The 17,330-nt window shown below is 52.0% G+C and carries 13 protein-coding genes, 1 other RNA gene and 1 pseudogene; 14 read left to right on the top strand and 1 reads right to left on the bottom strand.

Features of this window, described 5'->3' with window-relative positions:
* Positions 1-44: 44 nt before the first annotated feature.
* Entirely contained in the window at positions 45-872 is an 828-nt protein-coding gene (rsmI, locus tag CWE06_RS08025; RefSeq protein ID WP_126793149.1) for a 16S rRNA (cytidine(1402)-2'-O)-methyltransferase, read from the top strand.
* Between the two features lie 65 nt (positions 873-937).
* Positions 938-1,309, top strand: an RNA gene (gene rnpB, locus CWE06_RS08030) — RNase P RNA component class A.
* A 95-nt stretch (positions 1,310-1,404) separates the two neighbouring features.
* Here the strand turns inward: rnpB and CWE06_RS12635 are convergent.
* A pseudogene (locus tag CWE06_RS12635) lies at positions 1,405-3,498 on the bottom strand (putative bifunctional diguanylate cyclase/phosphodiesterase); the annotation flags it as partial.
* Between the two features lie 193 nt (positions 3,499-3,691).
* On the opposite strand from CWE06_RS12635, the gene mraZ reads away from it, so the two are divergent.
* From mraZ to CWE06_RS08100, 12 genes are read left to right on the top strand one after another with little or no spacing between them, the layout of a single operon-like run.
* Positions 3,692-4,150: a division/cell wall cluster transcriptional repressor MraZ gene (gene mraZ / locus CWE06_RS08045; RefSeq protein ID WP_126792948.1), complete on the top strand. Its 459-nt coding sequence runs from the start codon at positions 3,692-3,694 to the stop codon at positions 4,148-4,150.
* Positions 4,147-5,121, top strand: coding sequence for a 16S rRNA (cytosine(1402)-N(4))-methyltransferase RsmH (gene rsmH, locus CWE06_RS08050; protein WP_198679074.1), 975 nt, complete (start codon positions 4,147-4,149; stop codon positions 5,119-5,121). The genes mraZ and rsmH overlap by 4 nt, the downstream gene beginning before the upstream one ends.
* Positions 5,121-5,456 carry a cell division protein FtsL gene (gene ftsL, locus CWE06_RS08055; RefSeq protein ID WP_241972518.1) on the top strand — a complete coding sequence of 112 codons (336 nt, stop codon included), beginning with the start codon at positions 5,121-5,123 and terminating at the stop codon, positions 5,454-5,456. The genes rsmH and ftsL overlap by 1 nt, the downstream gene beginning before the upstream one ends.
* Positions 5,447-7,183 carry a penicillin-binding transpeptidase domain-containing protein gene (locus CWE06_RS08060; protein WP_126792954.1) on the top strand — a complete coding sequence of 579 codons (1,737 nt, stop codon included), beginning with the start codon at positions 5,447-5,449 and terminating at the stop codon, positions 7,181-7,183. Before ftsL ends, CWE06_RS08060 begins: the two co-directional genes overlap by 10 nt.
* Positions 7,176-8,669, top strand: coding sequence for a UDP-N-acetylmuramoyl-L-alanyl-D-glutamate--2,6-diaminopimelate ligase (gene murE / locus CWE06_RS08065; protein ID WP_198679071.1), 1,494 nt, complete (start codon positions 7,176-7,178; stop codon positions 8,667-8,669). The genes CWE06_RS08060 and murE overlap by 8 nt, the downstream gene beginning before the upstream one ends.
* Positions 8,666-10,099: a UDP-N-acetylmuramoyl-tripeptide--D-alanyl-D-alanine ligase gene (locus tag CWE06_RS08070; RefSeq protein WP_126792956.1), complete on the top strand. Its 1,434-nt coding sequence runs from the start codon at positions 8,666-8,668 to the stop codon at positions 10,097-10,099. The genes murE and CWE06_RS08070 overlap by 4 nt, the downstream gene beginning before the upstream one ends.
* A complete protein-coding gene (gene mraY, locus CWE06_RS08075) occupies positions 10,093-11,178 on the top strand; it encodes a phospho-N-acetylmuramoyl-pentapeptide-transferase (protein WP_126792958.1) in 1,086 nt (361 codons plus the stop codon). Before CWE06_RS08070 ends, mraY begins: the two co-directional genes overlap by 7 nt.
* 24 nt (positions 11,179-11,202) lie before the next feature.
* The gene (gene murD, locus CWE06_RS08080) at positions 11,203-12,564 is read left to right on the top strand and encodes a UDP-N-acetylmuramoyl-L-alanine--D-glutamate ligase (protein WP_126792960.1); all 1,362 of its coding nucleotides are present in this window, start codon (positions 11,203-11,205) and stop codon (positions 12,562-12,564) included.
* Positions 12,551-13,807, top strand: a complete 1,257-nt coding sequence (gene ftsW, locus CWE06_RS08085) for a cell division protein FtsW (RefSeq protein WP_126792962.1) — start codon at positions 12,551-12,553, stop codon at positions 13,805-13,807. The genes murD and ftsW overlap by 14 nt, the downstream gene beginning before the upstream one ends.
* Positions 13,804-14,919, top strand: coding sequence for an undecaprenyldiphospho-muramoylpentapeptide beta-N-acetylglucosaminyltransferase (murG, locus tag CWE06_RS08090; protein WP_126792964.1), 1,116 nt, complete (start codon positions 13,804-13,806; stop codon positions 14,917-14,919). The genes ftsW and murG overlap by 4 nt, the downstream gene beginning before the upstream one ends.
* Positions 14,912-16,381 (top strand): UDP-N-acetylmuramate--L-alanine ligase, encoded by a 1,470-nt coding sequence (gene murC / locus CWE06_RS08095; protein WP_126792966.1) that lies wholly within the window; start codon positions 14,912-14,914, stop codon positions 16,379-16,381. Before murG ends, murC begins: the two co-directional genes overlap by 8 nt.
* The gene (locus tag CWE06_RS08100; protein WP_126792968.1) at positions 16,378-17,328 is read left to right on the top strand and encodes a D-alanine--D-alanine ligase; all 951 of its coding nucleotides are present in this window, start codon (positions 16,378-16,380) and stop codon (positions 17,326-17,328) included. The genes murC and CWE06_RS08100 overlap by 4 nt, the downstream gene beginning before the upstream one ends.
* Positions 17,329-17,330: the final 2 nt, after the last annotated feature.

A 17,330-nucleotide genomic window follows, 5' to 3' on the forward strand; every position in this document is an offset into this window, starting at 1 on the left:
GCTAGCGGTCGACAACGCCACACAAAAGGAGCTTCGTTGTGAGCATCTCCCCCGGCACCTTATATATTGTGCCAACGCCGATTGGTAATTTAGGTGATATTACTTTGCGCGCCATTGAAACGCTCAAACAGGTTGATGTGATAGCGGCAGAGGACACCCGCCATAGTGGTGTCTTGTTACAACACCTCGGCGTGCAAACTCGGATGTGGGCGGTGCATGAGCATAATGAGCGGGAGAAAGCCCAAGGCTTGATTGAGCAACTGCGTAGTGGCAAGTCAATCGCCTTGATTAGTGACGCTGGCACACCGCTCATTAGCGACCCAGGTTATCCGTTGGTGAACGCATGTCGTGCGGCGGGTGTACCGGTGGTTGCGCTGCCAGGTGCATGTGCGGCCATTACGGCGTTGTCAGCGGCGGGTTTACCCACTGACCGGTTTCTATTTGCGGGTTTTCTGCCGCCGAAGCAGCAAGCGCGTTTAACCGCACTGCAAAAACTTGCAGCTGAAACTGCGACTTTGGTGTTTTACGAAGCACCACGACGGATTGTCGAAAGCTTAACGGCAATGCAATCTGTATTTGGCCCTGAGCGCCAAGTTGTGATGGCGCGGGAGCTAACCAAGCAGTTTGAAACCTATTTAAGCGGCACGGTCAGTGAGGTGTTGGCGCAGGTCGAGCGTGACCCGAACCAGCAGCGCGGGGAAATCGTACTAATGGTTGCTGGGGCTCCGAGTCAAAGCGATGAGATCCCAGTTGCGGCGCTGCAGTTGCTGCAGCTACTGAGTGCTGAACTACCGCCGAAGAAAGCGGCAAAATTAGTTGCGAGCCACTATAACTTGCGCGCGAATGAATTGTATCAGCACGCACTCAAATGAGTGCGTTTGCTTACGAGCCCGAATGCGCTAGCGTGAGCATAGGTAAATCGGCTATACTGCGCGCCGGAGTCAGCCAAGACAATCGCTGCTTACTGTGTTTTCGGACATAGCGAGGGGAGGAAAGTCCGGGCTCCATAGGGCAGAGTGCCAGGTAACGCCTGGGCGGCGCGAGCCGACGACTAGTGCAACAGAGAGCAAACCGCCGATGGCCTATTCTTCGGAATAGGATCAGGTAAGGGTGAAAGGGTGCGGTAAGAGCGCACCGCGCAACTGGTAACAGTTTGTGGCACGGTAAACTCCACTCGGAGCAAGACCAAATAGGGATCCATGGGGTGGCCCGCCTCGGGTCCGGGTAGGTTGCTGGAGGCTACAGGTGACTGTAGTCCTAGACGAATGATTGTCCTCGACAGAACCCGGCTTAACGGCTGACTCCACCTTTCTTTTTTGTAGCAGCATTTAAATCAACAGTGTTGCTTGCGTCGGTTTTTCCGTAGCGTTGCAATAATTCAGCCAACGCCATGGGTTGGGCAAAGTAATAGCCTTGGATTAAATCGGCACATTGGTGGCGAATAAATTCAACTTGCTGTGCAGATTCAATGCCTTCTACGACCACATCAACAGACAGAGCTCGCGCCATATGGATTAATGCGGCTAAAAGGTTGCTGTGTGCATGGTCATCCGGTACGCCCACGGCAAAGCTACGATCAATTTTCAACATTGAAATTGGAAAGTGGCGTAAGTGATTGGCCGACGAATAACCGGTTCCAAAATCATCAATGGCCAGTTGAATCCCGCGGTCATGCAAAGAAAGTAGCATTTTGCGTTGGCGCTCGCGGTCTGGCAGCAACATGGACTCGGTAATTTCAAAGATAAACTCCGCTGGACTAACGTCATGCTCCTGCATTATTGCAAACCAGGTCTCCACCGCGGCTTGGTCGTAAAACTGATGGGATGAAATATTGACCGCAATGCGACCCTGAATACCGGCCGCGCGAAGTGCGGGTAAGTCGCGACAGACTTGCTGCAGCACTTTGTTACCTAGCTCCCGAATTGTACCATTACGCTCTGCTGCTTGAATAAATTCAGCAGGCTCAAGTAAGCCTGCGGTCGGATGCTGCCAGCGAACCAAAGCTTCAACGCTGGTTATTTCGCCGTTGTCGGCATGAATAACCGGTTGGTAATGAACTAAAAACTCTTGATTATTGAGTGCGTGCACAAGTTCATGATGTTGGCGGACTTGGTCTTCAATTTTCGCGCGTAACTTCTGACTAAAAAATGCCGCCATGCCGCGGCCATTATTTTTCGCCTCATACATGGCGAGGTCAGCGGCTTTTAATAGGTCATCGGCGCTGTCACCATCTTCCGGATAAATGGCAATGCCAATCGAACTGTCGATGGTGACGTCTTGGTTGTTTAAGGTAATAGGCTCACGGATAAACTGGAGAATCTTCTCAGCTTGGATTTGCGCGTGCACGGGCTCGTGCAGATTCTTTAACACCAAGACAAATTCGTCACCACTCAAGCGTGCAACGAGATCGTCTTGGCGCATGGAGATTCGTAAGCGTTCCGCAATCACTTTTAATAATTGATCACCCGCTGCGTGGCCAAGAACATCATTCACTTCTTTAAAGCGATCGAGGTCGATAAACAACAGTGCGCATTGTTCGTTACGCCGTTTGCAGCTATTGACATAGTGCTCGAGCTGCTCAAGAAAATAATGCCGGTTTGGCAAATCGGTTAGTGAGTCGAAGCGGGCTTGTTGGGTAATCGTTCGGAAAGCCCGTTTTAAGCGTTGCTGATTGAATAAGATATAGGCAGTCGCAAGTGCTAACAGGGCTGATAACAAAGTACCAAAAAACCACCACCAGGGCGCGAGTCCAGACTCGCTGCGCCAATGACCACTCGCTGGCATAACGGCGATATACCATTCACCACTTGGCAAGTTAATCACTTGGGTGACAGGATCTTGTTGCCAAATAGCGTTGGGCCCGAAAATCACAGGACCTTCGCGACCCGAACCATTGCGGCCGCGAATGCTCACCAAGAGCTCTGAGCTGTCCATCACGCCTGCCTGCTGGAACAAACGCTCATGGTCGATGACTTGCGAAATAACAATGTTATGCGCACCGTCGGCGAAAACTGGAACGCGTGCTATCAGTGCGGTGCCACCTTGGGTCAGTTGAACTGGACCATTAATAGTAATTTCATTGGTTTCGAGTGCTTGCTCGTAACTATTTAACTGCTCTGGGGCGGTGCGATAGTCAAAGCCAAGCGCTGCTTCGTTGCCTGTAAGTGGGTGAATAAATTGAATGACGTAGCCGACACCAATTGCCACGTGCCGAGTTTGCAGTGAATCAGAGAAAATACTGTTACTAATAAGGCGCAAGCGTTCTTCGTCGAACTCGGGGTTTAAATAGATTTCTGTGCGCAGTTGTCGAATGGCCAGCAGATTTGCTTGCAAGAGCCCTTCGACTCGAGCTCGCAGAGTACTCACTCGTTCAAGGGCTAAATACCGATTGGTTTCTTCAATGCGCTGCTGCTCGGCTTGAATTAAGCGTGCCAAAATCACCTCTCCAATAAGAAAGACGGACAGGCTGATGAGAATGATGAACAGCTTACGACGCACGACTGTACCTTTGTTTAAGTTATAAGTTCGATAGTTACCGATGTTCAAGTTTTGCGCAAGTGAAATTAATGTCGCACTTCGCTTAATTCTTGTGCTTTTTTTCTTGACAGGTGATCAGACTGACACCTAGACTGTATCATTGTGGGGAAAAGTGGAGAGAAGTGGATCATTCTGGTGATCCCGCTAATAAATTATGTTCCGTGGCGCTAATAGTATCAGTTTGGATGACAAAGGACGGCTTGCAATACCAGCTCGGTATCGCAACCTATTGTCGTTGGACTGTGACGGCAAATTGGTCTGCACGATTGATATCAAGCAGCCTTGCCTTCTATTGTACCCGGTTCCTGAATGGCAAATCATTGAACAAAAACTTGCCAAACTCTCCTCAATGAACCCCGCAGAGCGTCGCCTCCAACGCTTACTACTCGGTTATGCAGACGACTGCGAAATGGACAAGAACGGACGCGTTCTGATTGCCACGCCGTTGCGTCAACATGCCGGACTGAATAAGAAACTCATGCTCGTTGGGCAACTCAACAAATTTGAAATTTGGGATGAGGAAACCTGGCAGCAACAAGTGGCGGACGATATTGCCGCAGAGCAGGCAGGCGACTTTACATTAACTGATCGACTACAAGATTTTTCACTATAATGACGCAATCATCGCAACATGTACCGGTGTTGCTAGCGGAGTCGATTGAAGCGTTAGCGATCCAGCCGGACCAGATCTACATCGACGCGACCTTTGGTCGTGGTGGGCACAGCCGTGCCATTCTTGAGCGCCTTTCTCCACACGGGCGCTTGATTGCGTTTGACCGCGACCCCACAGCCGCGGCAGAAGCACGTGCACTTGCTGCACAAGATTCACGTCTTACTTTTTTCCACACTCCTTTCTCTCAACTCGCAGAAATCCTCGCTGCGCAGCACCTCACTGGCCAAGTGGCCGGAATTTTGTTTGACCTTGGCGTGTCATCCCCACAACTCGATGACGCCGAGCGGGGCTTTAGTTTTATGCGCGATGGCCCCTTAGATATGCGCATGAATCCTGAACAAGGTGAGTCAGCCGCCGAGTGGTTAGTGCATGCTGACCTCGACGAAATGGCGCATGTGTTCCGGCATTATGGTGAAGAACGTTTTGCCGGCCGTATCGCCCGCGCGATCATTGAACATCGCCAAGAGCATACACTGACGCGGACCGCAGAACTCGCGAACCTGATTGCGAAAGTGAGCCCGACACGGGAAAAGCATAAGCACCCAGCGACGCGGGTTTTCCAAGCGATTCGGATTCACATTAACCGTGAACTCGGTGAAGTTGAAGACGCCCTTGCAGCGGCGCTGAGTGCGTTGAAGCCAGGCGGCCGCTTAGCGGTTATCAGCTTCCACAGCCTTGAAGACCGCATTGTGAAGCAGTTTATTCGGACGCAAAGCACGCGGGCGCAAGTGCCTGCGGGTTTACCGTTGCGGGAAGACCAAATTGCCGATGACCGGACGTTAAAAGCTATCGGCAAAGCGATTAAGCCAGGCGCTGCGGAGTTAAAAGTGAATCCGCGCGCGCGTAGCTCGGTGCTGCGCATTGCTGAGCGGCTGGTCGACAAAGAACCGAAAGCGCAGGGAGATCAGTGATGAGAAAAATTGATCTCAAGAAAATCCCAGCTCACAAAGGCCTTTTGCAGGTCATTGCACATGATTTGCGGCTCTATCGCGGCTTGCTGCTCTGGAGCAGTTTAGCCTTGTTGAGCGGTTTGGCGGCTGTTTACCTGACGCACATTAACCGTGAGTTAGTTGCGCAGCGTGAGCAAGTGCTACAGCACCGGGACGCCCTTGATGTCGAATATCGTCACTTGATTATCGAACAAAACTCGTTAGGCGAGCATAGTCGCATTGAAACCATTGCCCAACGGCAATTGGGGATGCGGCGCCCGACCGATGCACAGGAGGTACTGGTGCCATGGCGGTAAAACGTAACGCACGTATTTTGCGACCTGAACCTTTGCCAATTCGCTTTATGGTGTTGGTCGCTGGCATGTGTCTCGTTTTTGGCTCGCTGTTGGCACGCGCTGCTTATATTCAGGTGATTGAGCCTGATCGTTTGCGTATGGAAGGCGACCTGCGTTCGGTGCGGGTTGCTCAAGAACGCGTGCAGCGTGGCAACATTACCGACCGCAATGGTATTGAACTGGCGATTAGCGTGCCTGTACACACGGTTTGGGCTGACCCGAAAGTGGTTCATGATCGCAATGGTTTTGCCGACCCTCGGCGTTGGCAAGCACTCGCAGAAGTGCTGAACACCAGCGAAGAGCAATTATTGCGTAAAGTCGAAAATCCACAGCGTCGATTTGTGTATCTTGAGCGCATGGTGACACCGGCCGTGGCGAATTACATTCATCAGTTACGGATTCCCGGTGTTGGCCTGAAAGAAGAATCGCGCCGCTTCTATCCGACGGGTGAAATTTCCGCCCACATCATTGGCATTACCAATATTGACGCTGAAGGCATCGACGGCGTCGAGGCGATTTATAACGATTTACTCACGGGTACACCGGGGCAACGTCGTTATCGCAAAGATGGCTCTGGTCGGATGGTTGAGGAATTAGAGTTTACTGAGTCAGAATTGCCGCAGGATCTTACCCTAAGTATCGACCAGCGGATTCAAACTGTGGCCTACCGCGAACTAACCAAAGCGGTACGCTATCACCAAGCAACGTCTGGCTCAGTTGTGGTACTTGATGTGGAGACGGGTGAAGTGCTGGCTATGGTCAACAACCCTTCATACAATCCTAATAATCGCGCCGGTGTGCAACCACACCAAATGCGCAACCGCGCTATTGCTGACAGTTTCGAACCCGGCTCGACGGTGAAACCATTAGTGGTGCTCGGCGCTTTACAAGCAGGCATTGTCCGTGCCGATGAAACGGTAAAAACTAGTCCAGGCTGGATGCGTATTGGCGGCCGTCGTGTGCAAGATGCACGCAATTATGGCGACCTCGATTTAGCCGGTGTTTTAGCGCACTCAAGCAACGTTGGCACCTCGCGTCTGGCGTTGGAACTGGAGTTAAACGATTTCCTCGACCTGTATGGTCAAGCAGGCTTTGGTAATGACACAGGGATCAACTTGCTGGGTGAAAGCAGTGGCTTCATGCAACACCGTACCCGTTGGTCAGATTTCGAAAAAGCGACCTTATCATTTGGCTACGGCTTGTCGGCGACGACCTTACAGCTCGCGCAAATGTACGCCATTCTCGGTAATGGCGGGGTCAAACGGCCACTCAGCATTATTAAAGTCGATGAACCGCATCCAGGTCGTCGGGTGTTTTCTCGTGAATATACCCAACAAACCGTGCAGTTAATGGAAGCCGTGATTCAAGAAGGCACCGGCTCGCGAGCGCGAGTACCTGGCTATCGGGTCGCTGGCAAAACTGGCACTAGCCGGAAAGCCGTCGCTGGTGGCTATGGCGACGAATATATTGGTTTGTTTGCTGGCTTAATTCCAGCTAGCCGCCCACGTGTTGCGATTGTGGTCATGATCAACGAACCTGCCGGCGATAGTTATCATGGCGGTACGGTCGCCGCACCGGTCTTCGCAAAAGTCGCAGAAGAAGCTATGCGGGTACTTAACGTTGCGCCCGATAACTTAAATGGCCGTGAATTACGTGTCGCGGGTTGGGGAGGGCGCAGCAATGATTAAGCTCGCGCGTTTATTACCACACAGCCCGTTCCCATTGCCCGATGTGGCGATTAGCGGCTTGAAGCTCGACAGCCGGAAAGTCACCAGCGGTGATGCCTTCATTGCCGTGCCAGGCTATGAAACTGACGGGCGTGACTACATTCCAGCAGCCATTAGTGCTGGCGCAAGTGTTGTGCTAGCGGATATGGATGAGTGGACGCATGGTGAACTGGATGGCGTGCCATTAATTGGTGTGCCGCAGTTGAAACAGCAAGTGTCAGCGATTGCTGGCGCATTCTATCAACATCCTTCGCGGCGGATGCGCTTAATTGGCGTCACAGGAACGAATGGTAAAACCACGGTGAGCAACTTAGCCGCACAATTATGGCAGCAACTGAAGCCAGAAGCTGCCGTATTGGGCACCATTGGCAGCGGCTTGTTGAAACAGCTTCTACCTGAAAAAAACACGACCCCAGACGCAGTGACTGTGCAGCACCGTTTAGCCGGATTTTTAGCGGAAGGCGCGCAAGTTGTCGCGATGGAAGTATCGTCACATGCACTGGTTCAAGGCCGTGTTGAAGCGCTGAATTTTGATACCGCTGTGGCGACTAATATTAGCCGCGACCATTTGGACTACCATGGTTCAATGGCAGCCTATGAAGCGGCGAAAAAGCGTCTGTTTACCGACTTTACTGCTCGGGTGCAAATTCTGAATGCCGACGATCCGAAAGTGGCCGCATGGCAACAGCCCGGCACCTTATGGTTTAGCTTAGATGCGCAACGAATTGGCCAACCGCGCACGCTCGTGGCGAAGAATATTCAATACAAACATGACGGCACCGGTTTTACCCTCGTCTGGTCAGGGCATGAAGCCGATGCGTCGCAAGTTGAAGAAATTGACGTTAAAACCAGTTTACTCGGTGACTTTAATGTCGCTAACGTGCTGGCCGCGAGCTTAACCGTGCTTGGTGCTGGGTATGCGTTAGCTGACGTGGCGGGACTGATTGCAAGTTTGCAGGCTGTGCCAGGACGCATGGAAACCTTTGGCTCGGCAAAACAGCCGTTAGTGTTAGTCGACTATGCGCATACGCCAGACGCGTTAGAACAAGTTCTGGTGGCTGCTCGTCGCCATTGCACCGGCAAGCTTTGGTGCGTATTTGGCTGCGGCGGTGACCGTGACCGAGGTAAGCGTCCGCAAATGGGTGCTGTGGCTGCGCGATTAGCCGATGTAGTGGTGGTTACCGATGACAACCCACGTACCGAGGAACCGGAGCAAATTATTGCCGATATCGTTTCGGGTATGAGTAGTGACGGCCATTCACCTGCAAACTATCACGCCCATCCGGGACGTGCCGATGCTGTGAAATGGGCAATTCGCCAAGCTCAGGTCGGTGATGTGGTTGTTTGCGCTGGTAAAGGTCACGAAGACTATCAAATTATTGGGCGTAAAACCGTTGCTTATGACGAGCGCCAATGGGTGCAAGATGTTCTAGGAGGCCGCGTATGATTCCGGTGACTCTTGAATGGATTTGTCAGCAAACTCAAGGACAGCTTCTCGCAAATTCGGACCAGAGTGCTGGCGAGCTTATGTTAACTGGCGATGTGGTTATCGACAGCCGCAATGTGCAGCCGGGTGACTTATTTATCGCCATTATCGGCCCGAATTTTGACGGTCATGATTTTTGTGCCCAAGTCGCTGAACAAGGTGCGCTTGCTTGTGTGGTTGAACGTGATCTCGGCCTTGATATTCCACAAATCATTGTGCCTGATACGCGTTTGGCGCTTGGTGCGCTTGGCGCTGCAGTGAAAGCCGAAGTCCAACCCAAGTCCGTGGCAATTACCGGCAGTAGCGGCAAAACCACGGTAAAAGAAATGGTCGCGGCAATTCTACGCCATGCGCCTTCGGTTGACGGTGATGTTCTGGCAACACTAGGTAATTTTAATAATGACATCGGTGTGCCGCTGACGCTCCTGCGATTAACCCATGCGCACCGTTATGGCGTGTTTGAGTTAGGCGCGAATCATCGTGGTGAAATTGCATACACAACCAGCTTGGTAAAACCTGACGTGGCGATGATCAACAATGTCGCACCGGCGCATGTTGAAGGTTTTGGCGACATTTGTGGCGTCGCCAAAGCGAAAACCGAAATCTTCCGGGGACTTGGTGAGCAAGGTATCGCGCTGACAAACGCGGACTCTGAGTTCCATGACTATTGGCAGCGTGAATTAGCCAACAAGCATTGGCAGACCTTTGGCTTGGGTAGCGAACGCAACGCAGATTATCAAGCTCATGACATTCAGCTCAATGAAGATGGCTGTGCCGAGTGTCGTATTACGACGCCAGAGGGTGAGTACTCACTTACGTTGCCAGTTCCAGGTCGTCACAATGTTGCTAATGCCTTGGCAGCAATTGCCTTGTGTCGGGGTTTAGGTGTACCGATGGCGGAAATCCTCACGGGTTTCCAGCATATGCAATCGGTGCCGGGGCGGATGTTGCAACATTCACCATGGCCGCATGTGCGCTTAATTGATGACACTTACAACGCCAATGTCGGCTCGGCAAAAGCCGCCATTGATGTGTTGGCGAGCTTGCCGGGACGTCGGATTTTTGTCCTCGGTGATATGGGGGAGCTCGGTACCCAAGCACGTGCTTATCACGAAGAAGTCGGTGCTCATGGGATTGAGGCAGGGATCGACGGTTTTTATACGCTCGGAGTACTGAGCCAAAGTGCCAGTGAAATTTTTAATGGCCACGGTGGACGTCATTTTGACTCGGTGGATTCACTGGTGACTGGTTTACAAGAAGAAGTAGCAGCAGGCCAAACGCTGACTATTTTGGTGAAGGGATCGCGCAGTGCACGCATGGAACGCATTGTTAACGCCCTGCTCACAGCGGCAAAAGAAGAACAACAAAAATGGGGGAATGCCGCATGCTAGTTTGGTTGGCGGAATACTTACAACTACACGTGGCCTCAGGCTTTAACGTTTTTTCATACTTAACCATGCGCTCGATCTTGGGAATTTTGACCGCCTTAATTCTCTCGTTATGGATTGGACCACGCTTAATTAAAGCCTTGCAGCGCATGCAAATTGGTCAAACGGTGCGTGACGACGGCCCGCAAAGTCATTTGAGCAAGTCGGGCACCCCCACCATGGGCGGGGTATTAATCCTGCTCAGTATTTTAATTTCCGGTTTGTTGTGGGCGGACTTAAGTAATCGTTACGTGGTCGTGACACTCATTACCCTTGCCGCGTTCGGGATTATCGGATTTGTTGACGACTACCGCAAAGTTATTCGCAAAGACCCAGCGGGTCTTGTCGCGCGCTGGAAATATTTCTGGCAGTCGGTGGTGGCTTTAACGATAGCCACGTATTTGTACTGGACGGCAACGCAACCGGCAGAAACGGCATTATTGATTCCGTTCTTTAAAGACGTCATGCCGCAGCTTGGTGCTTTATATATTCTCTTAGCGTACTTCGTCATTGTCGGTACCAGTAACGCAGTGAACCTCACCGATGGTCTCGATGGCTTGGCGATTATGCCAACGGTCATGGTTGCTGGTGCACTGGGTGTATTTGCGTATGTGACAGGTCACGTCAATTTTGCCAACTACCTGCAAATTCCTTATATCCCGGAAGCCGCAGAGTTGACCGTGGTGTGCGCCGCTATTGCCGGTGCTGGTTTAGGGTTTTTATGGTTTAACACCTATCCAGCGCAAGTCTTTATGGGTGACGTTGGGTCGCTTGCACTTGGTGCAGTGCTGGGCATTATCGCCATTTTGGTGCGCCAAGAATTAGTGCTGTTCATTATGGGTGGTGTGTTTGTTATCGAGACCTTGTCGGTCATGTTACAAGTGGGCTCCTACAAAATGCGCGGCAAGCGAATTTTCCGCATGGCGCCGATTCACCACCATTACGAATTAAAAGGCTGGCCAGAGCCGCGGGTGATTGTCCGCTTCTGGATTATTTCATTGATTTTGGTGCTAGTCGGACTAGCAACTTTGAAGCTTCGTTAATTGGCATAGGATTAGGGAAAGACTATGGGCGCGAAACGTTTACAACAGTATGAGACAGTATCGGTATTAGGTTTTGGCCTAACCGGTGTTTCGTGTGCGCGTTTCCTTCTCAGCCAAGGCATCCGCCCAGTCTTGCTCGACACACGCCAGAAGCCGCCGGGCTTAGAGCAAGCCCCGGAGTTAGTCGACTACTGCGAGAGTCATTTCGGGCCGTTACAGCTTGAGCATTTACTGCAAAGCGACATTGTGATTGTCAGCCCAGGCATTGATTGCCGCGACGGCGTAATTGCGATGGCTGCTGACGCCGGTGTCGAAATGATATCCGATGTCGAACTGTTTGCTTGGTTTGCGACCAAACCAATGATTGGCATTACCGGTTCAAACGGCAAATCAACGGTCACTGAACTCTGTGGTCACATTTTACGCAACGCTGGCATGCAGCCAATGCTAGTTGGCAATATCGGTACCCCAGTATTGGACGCCTTGTTACCAACAGCGCCTGAGCACGACTGCTATGTGATTGAATTGTCTAGCTTCCAACTCGAATTAATCGAAAACCTTGAATTGGCGGCCGCGACGATTCTGAATGTCAGCTCCGATCATCTTGACCGCTACGATGACGAACGCGCTTATGCGCGGGCGAAACAACGGATTTATGCGCACGCGTCGACCTGCGTTTGGAATCGCGACGACGAAGCAACGCGGCCACTGCATGCACCACGTAACAAACATTTAGTCAGTTTTGGTCAAAGCGACGTCACCAAAGGCTTTGGTTTAACCCGTGTCGGCCAAGAGTTTTGGTTGACTTATGACAACCAAAAAATGGTGGCTTGCAACGACTTACCACTCGCTGGCGTGCACAATTGGTTGAATATTCAAGCCGCTCTCGCTTTAGTACAAGCACTGGGTATTGCGACCGTTGAAGCCTTGAGTGCTTTGGCAGGTTACCGCGCGTTGCCCCATCGTTGCGAGTATGTTGGTGACTATAACGGCGTGCAATGGATTGACGACTCGAAAGCGACTAATCCCGGGGCAGCAATTGCGGCCATTGCGGGTTTCCGTCCGGCTACTCAGGGTCAGCTTATTTTGATTATGGGCGGCGACGCCAAAGGTGCCGACCTAGAAGTATTAGCACCGGTATTAGCAGAACAAGTTGATGTATTGATTACGCTTGGTCGCGATGGTGACAAAATTGCGGCATTGAAGGCAGGTGCGCGGCCTGTGCAAAGCCTCAATGAAGCAGTTGCTTATGCGGCGCAGCAGGCGAGTGAAGGCAGCGTGGTGTTATTGTCGCCAGCTTGTGCAAGTCTCGACATGTTTAGTAACTACAAAGAGCGTGGCGCGAAGTTCCGAGCCGCGGTGGAGGAGTGGTATGCGAGCCACTGAACCACAACTCGAACTCGAGATTAGCCCACAACAACCGTGGCGACAACGGTTGAGCACATTCTTGAATGGCTCAACCATGCAGTTTTACGACCGTCACCTATTGTGGATTGCTCTGCTGTTGATGGGGCTTGGCTTCATTATGGTGGCGTCTGCTTCGATCCCGGTGGGCGAACGTTTAACCGGAAATCCATTTTATTTTGTCGCCCGCCATGCGGTTTACTTGTTTATCGGTTCGGCTGCGGCAGTGATCGTGATGATGATTCCGGTGGCTAAATGGCAAGCTTACAGCGGCATGTTGTGTGTGCTGGCCATTGGTATGTTGTTGTTAGTTTTGGTGATTGGCACCACGGTCAACGGTGCTACACGGTGGATTCGCATCGGCCCGATGACCTTGCAGGTGGCTGAATTTGCCAAACTGTTCTTTGTCATTTTCATGGCGAGCTACTTAGACCGGCGCTACGACGAACTGCGTCGCAACTGGAAAGGTTTTATTAAAGCTTTGATTGTCATGGGGGTCATGGCGATTTTACTGTTGAAGCAGCCCGACATGGGTTCGGTGATTGTTCTGGGCGTCACGGCGTTAGGGATGCTCTGGGTTGCAGGTGCACGCTTGGTGCAGTTTTTCTCGGTAGCGCTGACCTTGGTCACCGTGTTTATTTTGCTGATTATTTTTGAGCCGTATCGGATGGCGCGGGTGACCTCGTTTATGAACCCGTGGGAAGACCCGTTTAATACCGGTTATCAGTTGACCCAGTCACTGATGGCCTTTGGCCGCGGCGATTGGTTAGGGCAAGGACTTGGCAACAGCTTGCAGAAGCTGCAGTACTTACCTGAAGCGCATACCGACTTTATTTTGTCAGTCATCGGCGAAGAGCTTGGTTTCTTAGGTGTGGCGGTCACCATTGTGTTGGTATTCTTGCTGGTGCTGAAAGCGGTATTTTTAGGCCAGCGAGCGTTGCGCCAAAAACGTCCGTTCTCCGGTTACTTGGCGCAAGGAATTGGCATTTGGTTTGCCTTTCAAGCAGCCGTTAACATCGGCGCTGCGTCAGGCATGCTGCCAACGAAGGGCTTGACCTTGCCACTGGTCAGCTACGGTGGCAGTAGTTTACTGATTAGCTTGGTCGCCATGGCTTTGTTGCTGCGGATTGATTACGAAGTGCGTACGGGCTATCGCCTCCTGCGTTCAGAAGGCGAGAAGCGGGTGCATAAAGGTCACCGTGCTGGTGCCGGGGAGGCTGCATGAGTCGTGTACTGATAGCAGCAGGTGGAACTGGTGGGCACGTTTTTCCAGCGTTGGCAGTGGCTGAACGATTACGCGCGGACGGTCACGAAGTGCTTTGGTTGGGTACCGAAACGCGCATTGAATCGCGCGTGGTGCCGCAAGCTGGTTTCGAGTTTATTGGCATGGCGCAAGCGGGATTGCGCGGTGGTCGTTTATTAACGAAATTAGCGGCGCCGGTGCGTTTAACGCGGTCGGTACTGCAAGCACGGAAAATTATTCGGCAACGGAACATTGATTTAGTACTTGGCTTTGGCGGTTATACCGCAGGTCCAGCGGGTGTTGCCGCATGGAGTAATGGCACGCCTTTGGTGATTCACGAGCAAAATGCGGTTCCGGGTCTCACCAATAAACTGTTACATAAGATTGCCCGGCGAACCTTACTCGGTTTTGCCGAGGCAGAAAGTGAGCTTAGGGGAGCTCTTGTGGTTGGAAATCCGGTGCGGGCTGAAATTCAGGCGTTAGCGGAAACTCGCAAAGAACCTCATGAAGGACTACGGGTGTTGGTGGTTGGTGGCAGCTTGGGGGCAGCCCACCTCAACCAAACCGTGCCGGCGGCAATTACCGACTGGCAAGGTGGGGGCCTTGCTCTGCGTCATCAAGTCGGTAAAGGCCGTGTTGCCGAGGTTCAAAGCCTTTATAACAATAAGCCAGCAAACGTGCAGGTGGACGTGAGTGAATTTATTGAAGACATGGCAGCTGCGTACGCATGGGCCGACGTGGTCATCGGTCGTGCCGGCGCACTCACAATTGCTGAATTAGCCTGCGCCGGAGTTCCATCAATTTTAGTGCCGTACCCGCATGCGGTCGACGACCATCAAGCGAAAAATGCGCAAGTTTTGGTCGCTGTTGGTGCGGCAGTGATGGTACGTCAGAATGAATTTTCACCAGCTTGGTTAAGTGCGGAATTAAAACTGTTGAGTAATCAAGCAGACAGACTATCAGGTATGGCGAGCGCAGCCCGAAATAGCGCACAATTGCACGCAACCGATAACATCGTGGCGGTGTGTAATGAGTTTTTAGAGGTTACACCAAAGAGCCCGAAAGCAGTAAAAGCGGAGCAAAAAAATGACTAAAGCCATAAGCCAACCATTCACCATCGTGAACGTGCCGGAAATGCGTCGGGTACGCCGCATTCATTTTGTCGGTATTGGTGGTGCGGGTATGGCGGGTATTGCCGAAGTTTTGTTGAACCAAGGCTACCAAATTTCCGGTTCGGACATTGCCGAGAACCCAAATACCCAGCGTTTGCGTCAGCTCGGTGCGAAAATTGCGATTGGCCATAATGCGGCACACGTCGCTACGGCCAGCGTGATCGTCGTGTCGAGTGCGATTAAGCGCGACAACCCAGAATTATTAGCGGCGCAAGAATTACTTATTCCGATTGTGCGCCGAGCGGAAATGTTGGCTGAACTTATGCGTTTCCGCCATGGTATCGCGATTGCTGGTACCCACGGAAAAACTACAACAACGAGCTTAATTGCCAGTATTTTTGCCGAAGCAGAGCTCGACCCGACGTTTGTGATTGGTGGCTTGTTAACCAGTGCCGGCAGCAATGCCCGCTTGGGTAATAGTAAGTTCTTGATTGCTGAAGCTGACGAAAGTGATGCTTCTTTCTTGCACTTACAGCCGATGGTGGCAGTGGTCACGAACGTGGAAGCGGACCACATGGACACCTATGAAGGTGACTTTAACCGCTTGCTCGACACGTATATTGAGTTTTTACACAACTTACCGTTTTACGGTTTAGCGGTGATGTGTACGGACGACCCAGTGAACCGCGATTTGTTGCCGCGGGTTGGTCGTCAGATTATTAGTTATGGCTTTAACGAAGACGCCGATGTACGGGCGATTCATTACAGCCAAACCGGTCACCAAAGTAATTTTACTGTGCTGCGCAAAGGCAAAGAGCCGCTCGATATCGAGCTTAACTTGCCAGGCCAACACAATGTTTTGAATGCGCTAGCGGCGATTGCCGTGGCCAGTGACGAAGGCATCGACGACGGCGCCATTGTTGCGGCACTCGCTAAGTTTGCTGGTATTGGTCGTCGCTTCCAGCAATATGGCTCGTTTGCCTGTGATGATGGCGATGTGTTGCTAGTGGACGACTATGGTCACCATCCGTCAGAAGTGCTGGCGACCATTCGAGCTGCGAAAAGTGGCTGGCCAGAGCGCCGTTTGGTGATGTGCTTCCAACCGCACCGTTACAGTCGGACTCGCGATTTGTATGAAGATTTTGTCGACGTCTTGAGTGAAGTCGACACCTTGATCATGCTGGAAGTTTACAGTGCTGGTGAAGACCCAGTTCCAGGCGCAGATAGTCGTTCATTGTGTCGGTCGCTGCGCCAACGTGGCAAGCTCGACCCCATGTATGTGAAAGACGTACCGCAAGTGCCTGCGCGTTTAGCTGAAGTGATTCAACCAGGGGACATCGTGTTAACCCAAGGCGCCGGTAATGTGGGTAGTTTGGCTCGCTTGTTAAATGACTTGCAGTTAGATCGTCAACGCATGACGGCAAGTTCTGAGGAGCGCTCATGAAGTTTGGCAAAGTAGCTGTGCTAGCGGGTGGTGATTCAGCCGAGCGGGAAGTGTCTCAGCGCTCAGGAGCGGCAGTGCACAAAGCATTGGTCGAGCAAGGGGTGGATGCATTTTTGTACGACCCCGCTGAACGCGGTTGGCAGAACTTATTAGCGACTGGTGTGGAGCGCGTGTTTATCGCCCTGCATGGTCGTGGTGGTGAAGACGGTCAAACACAAGCCATTCTAGAGATGCTTGGGTTGCCGTATACCGGCAGTGGTGTGCTTGCGAGTGCCCTTGCGATGGATAAAGGACGTACGAAAGCATTGTGGCGTGGAGTAGGTTTGCCAACGGCGCAAGCCGTCACGGTGAAACGTGGCGAGCACGTTAATTTCGCGCAGTTACTGGCCGACTTAGGTGGCCAGGTCATGGTTAAACCAGCCCACGAAGGCAGCAGCATTGGCATGGCCATGGCTGATAGTGCTGACGCTTTAGCAGCAGCATTGGCAGCAGCAGCGGATTTTGACCATGAAATGCTGGTCGAGACGTGGTTGAGTGGCCCTGAGTACACGGTGGGTATTGTTGCTGGCGAAGCGTTGCCAGCGATTCGGGTGAAAACCCCGCATGCCTTTTACGACTACGCGGCAAAGTACCAGGACAACACCACGGAATATTTATGTCCGGCTGGTTTGAGTGTCGACCGGGAAGCAGCAGTCCGAGCTTTGGCGCTGGAAGCATTTGCAGCAGTTGGCGCAGAAGGCTGGGGTCGTGTCGACTTGATGGAAAATAGTCGTGGCGAATTACAGCTATTAGAACTGAATACCGTGCCAGGAATGACGGAAAAGAGCTTAGTTCCAAAAGCGGCAGCGCAGCTTGGCATGAGTTTTGGTGAGCTGGTCGTGAAGATTCTAAGCACGACGTTACCAGCGGCAGAGTTATTGGCGAACACTGAGGCAGCGGAGCGCTAAGG

The sequence above is a fragment of the Aliidiomarina haloalkalitolerans genome (assembly GCF_003987315.1).
Classification (GTDB): Bacteria; Pseudomonadota; Gammaproteobacteria; order Enterobacterales; family Alteromonadaceae; genus Aliidiomarina; species Aliidiomarina haloalkalitolerans.